Here is a 968-nt window from a genome sequence, read left to right as displayed (position 1 = left end):
GAAATTACCTTAGAAAAGGATGTAGCAAATATATACGATTTAGTTGCTACATCTGTTCGAATGAATGTAGGTGAAGAAGAAAAAACGTTAGAGCAGGACAAGGAAGTTGCAAAAGAAGTGGAGTATGTTGAAGAATTTCATCATACTCCTGCTTCTGAAGCAGTATATGAAATTCCTTTTCCGAGCGATGAGGATATACCAGAGGAAGTATTTGAATATGAGGAGACGATTTCGGAACTAGAACAGTTGCCAATCCCACTAGAAACAGAACAGAATCTACCTTTTCCACAAGGAGTATCAGAGGGAGAAAATCTGAATCGGGTCGGGTGGACTGCAAAAGTAATAAGACGAGAACAAGGACTGACACGCGTATTGAATATGTCGGATAACAAGCGTTATTGGATTCATACAGAGGGAGAAATCTTACCAAAAAATAAACCATTGTATTTAGAATTACAAGTTGATTCACCGTATTCTTATACATTAGTTGAATGGAGTGATAGACAACTAGGGAATATATAAATTGATTTCCTAGTTGTATTTTTATAGATAGATAGTATGAATGCAGCATTTTTCCACTCATTTGTACAAGGATAAAACATTTTTTTATTTTTGTACAAATGAGTGGGACAGAATGATTCACCATATAGGGATATTCAACTATAATGAGACACTGTACGTCATTGTAATATTAAAATGTTTTAAGATTAAGTGATTAATAATCTTAAAACAGGAGAACCGAGAACTCTCCGCAATATTACAATGCTTAAAATAGATTAAATCCAAACATGAGGATTATATGAAGTAAAAAATATTTATGAGTTAAAAAAATAACAATTTCGAAAGGTGAATGTAAATGAATATTAATTCCCTAAGTAACAATGTAGTAGAAAAATTAGAACAAACGGTGCGCTATGAAAAGAAACAAGTTCAGGTATTACGTGTAAGTAAAAGTAGCTCAAATGTAC

1 protein-coding gene is annotated in these 968 nt (G+C 32.9%); it reads left to right on the top strand.

Annotated features, from left to right (window positions below):
• Window positions 1-522 (top strand): transposase (locus CO726_RS31095; RefSeq protein WP_099686845.1); only part of this gene is annotated, 522 nt, incomplete at its 5' end.
• Between the last annotated feature and the right edge of the window lie 446 nt (window positions 523-968).

Source organism: Bacillus fungorum (genome assembly GCF_002746455.1).
Taxonomy (GTDB): domain Bacteria; phylum Bacillota; class Bacilli; order Bacillales; family Bacillaceae_G; genus Bacillus_A; species Bacillus_A fungorum.
This window is presented reverse-complemented; position numbering and strand designations above follow the sequence as displayed.